We start from the raw sequence: 3,674 nt of genomic DNA, 5'->3' as shown, positions 1-3,674 counted from the left end.
GTTTGATCCTGCTCCGCTGCCCACATTGTTGCCTTGCGTGGTGCCCGGCGCCGGGCGGCGCGGCGCCGGCGCTTCGTCAGCGGCCGGCTTGGCGCGCGTAAAATTCTGGTCGCCCGGTCTGGTGATTTCGATGGCCGGCAGCTGATTGGGAGAGGGCACCTGCTGCGCCCGTGCGGTTGAGAGAACGATTGTCGGCGCGATCATCGTCGACGCGAGCAGAAGCGCGCGGCGCCGCCGATGGGAAAGGATGGAGAACATGTAAGTGAGACCTCGGTAACGTCAGTGGCACGTCACCGCGAACCAGTCTCACCATCGTGCTCGCAGGCTCAGCTGCTTGCAGCCTCAAGTGAAGCTCATGCCTGTACTCCCCGACCGGCATCTTCGCGTGTGACCACGGCTGACGGCAGGTCTCCTGGCTCGCGGGTCGTTACCCTTCGTCGCCTTCCCAGGACCGAGATTCCCAGTGGCCTGTGACGAAGGATTCACCGCATACAGTTGCGGGGGCAGCCGCGGCGTTGGGGAAGTTTCCCCGCACCGCATTCCCTTTTCATCTCATGAAAGAACCGTCATGTTCATCTAGGGTTCGGCTGGGCAGCAAAGTCAATCCGGCGGAGGTCGGGCGGCCGCCAGGTCGCCACGGTTTCTGTCGAGTGTCGCTTGTCTGCCACGGCGATCGCTGTAAGAGCATGGATCCAATGAGCGTGCAGGATTTTGCCTTGGCGGCCGAGGTCGCGGCGCGGCGCCGGTGGGGCGTCACCGCGGCGCTGCTCGCGCTCGTGGTCCTGCTGCTGGTGCTCTCGCTCGGCATCGGGCCGGTGCGGCTGTCGCCGCTTGCGGTGATCGAGGCGCTGTTCGGCGGCGGCAGCGACGTGGCGCAGGTGATCGTGCGCGAGATCCGGCTGCCGCGCACCATTCTGGCGTTCGCGATCGGCGGTATTCTCGGGCTATCGGGCGCAGCGCTGCAGGGACTGCTGCGCAATCCGCTGGCCTCGCCGTCGCTGTTCGGTGCGCCGCAATCGGCGGCATTCGGTGCCGTGCTGGTGATCGCGCTGGGCCTCGCCGATGTGCGTTCCTATGCGCTGCCGGTGGTGGCGATCATCGCCGCGTTCGGTTCGGTGTTCGCGCTGCTTGCGATCGCCGGCCGCAATGCCGGGCTGCTGATTCTGATCCTCGCGGGACTCGCGATCTCGAGCTTTGCGGGAGCTGCGACGGCGCTGGTGATGAATCTCTCCAGCAATCCGTTTGTGGTGCTGGAGATCGCATTCTGGCTGCTCGGCTCGCTGGAGGACCGCAGCGTCCAGCACGTGGCGCTGGCGCTGCCCTTCATCATCGCGGGCGCGGCCGTCCTGCTCAGCCAGGCGAACGCGTTCCGTGCGCTGACGCTCGGCGAGGAAGCCGCGCAGAGTCTCGGCGTCGATGTAGGGCGGCTAAGGTTGCTCGTGATCACGGGTGTTGCGCTCGGCGTCGGGGGCGCGGTCGCGGTCACCGGCACGATCGGCTTCATTGGCCTCGTCGCACCGCATCTGATGCGCCCTCTGATCGGTCACGATCCGGCGCGGCTGTTGGTGCCGAGCGCGCTCACCGGCTCGGCGCTGCTGCTCGCCGCCGATATCGCGGTGCGCATCATCCCCTCGACGTCGGATATCAAGGTCGGCGTGCTGACCTCGATCATCGGCGTGCCGTTCTTCCTCTATCTGATCATGCGCGAACGCCGCGCGCTCGGCGGAGGCGTGGCATGACGCTGCTCTCCGCCACCGCGCTCAATGCCTCGCTCGGCAGCCGTAAAGTGCTGCACGATGTCTCGCTGTCGCTGGAAGCGGGACATCTGGCCGCGCTGGTCGGTCCGAACGGCGCCGGCAAGACCACGCTGCTGCGCGCGCTCGCCGGGCTGATTCCATCCGACGGCGAGGTCAGGATCGCCGGCGACGCCCTGGCGTCGCTGCAGCTGCGCGAGCGCGCGAAACGTTTCGCCTATTTGCCGCAGGGGCACATGGTGCACTGGCCGCTGCCGGCGCGCGATATCGTGGCGCTCGGTCGCTATCCGCATGGCGCGACCGATCCGGCGCGGCTGTCGCCGAGGGATATTGAGGCGGTGCTGCGGGCGATGCAGGCGGTCGATGTCATCGAATTCAGCGACCGCCGCGTCACCGAGCTCTCCGGCGGGGAGCGCAGCCGCGTCGCGCTGGCCCGGGTGCTGGCGGTGGAGGCGCCGGTGATCCTCGCCGACGAGCCGACCGCCTCGCTCGATCCGCGTCACCAGATCGACGTGATGCAGAAGCTGCGCAACGTCGCCGACACCGGCGTGCTGGTCATCGTGGTGACCCACGATCTCGGGCTTGCCGCGCGCTTTGCCGATCACGTGCTGGTGCTGTCGGACGGACGGCTGGCGGCCCAAGGCGCGCCGGATGAGGCGCTGTCGGAGAATGTTTTGGCCAACGTGTTCCGGATCAGCGCCTACCGCGCCGAATTTCAGCGCGAGGCCGTCATCGTGCCATGGGCGGACGTCTGATGAGGATGCAGCGTCTCGCAGCGGTGGCCGCAGCGGCATGGCTGATCTCGTGCGCTGCCGCGTCCGCCGCCGGACCGCGCATCGTCTCGATGAATGTCTGCAGCGACCAGCTCGTGCTGTCGCTGGCCGACCCGGACCAGATCCTCGGCCTCAGCCGCTTTTCGCGCGATGCCTGGCAATCCTGGGCCGCCGACAAGGCGCGAAACTATCCGCTTCTGTCCGGCGAGGCCGAGGACGTGCTGCTGCTCAAGCCCGACCTCGTCGTGGTCAGCCTGTTCGACAAGCGCGCGACGCGCGATCTCCTGAAGGCCAACGGATTGCATCTGGTCGAATTCACGGTGCCGCGCACGCTGGACGAGGTGAGGGACCAGATCCGCGCGATGGGCGATGTCGTGCGGCATCCGGATCGCGCAGAGGCCGAGATCTCGCGCCTCGATGCGGCGATCGCGCGGGCCCGGGCGGTGGCGGATGGTCATCACTATCGGGTGCTGCCGGTGGAGCGCCGCGGCTTTGTCTCCGGCGACAGCAGCCTGATCAACTCGCTCCTGGCGGCAACCGGCCTGACCAACGCTGCCGGCGAGCTCGGCTTCAGCGCCGGCGGATTTGCTTCGCTGGAGGCAATCGTAAAACTGCGGCCGGATTTCATCCTGGTGTCGGAGGCCGGCGATCGCGCCGAGGATGAGGGCCGCGCCTTCCTGCTGCATCCGGCGCTGGAGCGCTTCTATCCGGAGAGCAAGCGGATCGTGCTGCCGGAGCGGCTGACCGTGTGCGGCGGCGTGATGCTGGCGGATGCGCTGGATCGGTTGACGGCGGAACTGCAGCGCGTGGCGCGGTAGTTGATGTGCCCCGCGATCCACGTTCCGTCATCCTGAGGTGCGAGCCCTTGCGAGCCTCGAAGGATGCACGGCCCGGATATCTCCAGGAGTTCGCGGAGGAAGTGGGGCCGTCGCCCTTCGAGGCTCGCTCTGCTCGCACCTCAGGGGGACGGTGAGATATTTTTCGTGTGGGCCGCAGGGCTGGATGTCTTACCCCATCACCACCGGCCCACCGGCCTTCTTCCACGCATCGATGCCGCCTTCGATATGGGCGGTGTTCGCCAATCCCGCCTTCTTCGCGGCGGCCACGGCCATCGCGGAGCGCTCGCCGAAGGCGCAGAAGAACACGA

4 protein-coding genes, 1 pseudogene and 1 riboswitch are annotated in these 3,674 nt (G+C 67.5%); of the genes and pseudogenes, 3 read left to right on the top strand and 2 right to left on the bottom strand.

All coding sequences use genetic code 11. The features are described from left to right. Window positions 1–258 (bottom strand): annotated as a pseudogene (locus H8B02_RS46050) (TonB-dependent receptor); the annotation flags it as partial. Between the two features lie 127 nt (window positions 259–385). Beyond that, window positions 386–583: riboswitch (cobalamin riboswitch) on the bottom strand. Window positions 584–695: 112 nt separating this feature from the next. On the opposite strand from H8B02_RS46050, the gene H8B02_RS46045 reads away from it, so the two are divergent. The 3 genes from H8B02_RS46045 to H8B02_RS46035 are packed head-to-tail and all read left to right on the top strand — an operon-like array spanning window position 696 to window position 3,345. Continuing rightward, a complete protein-coding gene (locus H8B02_RS46045) occupies window positions 696–1,739 on the top strand; it encodes a FecCD family ABC transporter permease (RefSeq protein WP_229172330.1) in 1,044 nt (347 codons plus the stop codon). Next, window positions 1,736–2,509, top strand: a complete 774-nt coding sequence (locus tag H8B02_RS46040; RefSeq protein ID WP_229172329.1) for an ABC transporter ATP-binding protein — start codon at window positions 1,736–1,738, stop codon at window positions 2,507–2,509. The genes H8B02_RS46045 and H8B02_RS46040 overlap by 4 nt, the downstream gene beginning before the upstream one ends. A 5-nt stretch (window positions 2,510–2,514) precedes the next feature. Then, window positions 2,515–3,345: an ABC transporter substrate-binding protein gene (locus H8B02_RS46035; RefSeq protein WP_229172331.1), complete on the top strand. Its 831-nt coding sequence runs from the start codon at window positions 2,515–2,517 to the stop codon at window positions 3,343–3,345. A 189-nt stretch (window positions 3,346–3,534) separates the two neighbouring features. On the opposite strand, the gene H8B02_RS46030 is transcribed toward H8B02_RS46035, so the two are convergent. Further along, a partial coding sequence (locus H8B02_RS46030; protein WP_249795577.1) for a rhodanese-like domain-containing protein occupies window positions 3,535–3,674 on the bottom strand: 140 nt, incomplete at its 5' end.

Source organism: Bradyrhizobium altum (assembly GCF_020889705.1).
Taxonomy (GTDB): domain Bacteria; phylum Pseudomonadota; class Alphaproteobacteria; order Rhizobiales; family Xanthobacteraceae; genus Bradyrhizobium; species Bradyrhizobium altum.
The sequence above is the reverse complement of the archived record's forward strand: the minus strand, read 5'-3'. Positions and strand labels throughout refer to the sequence as shown.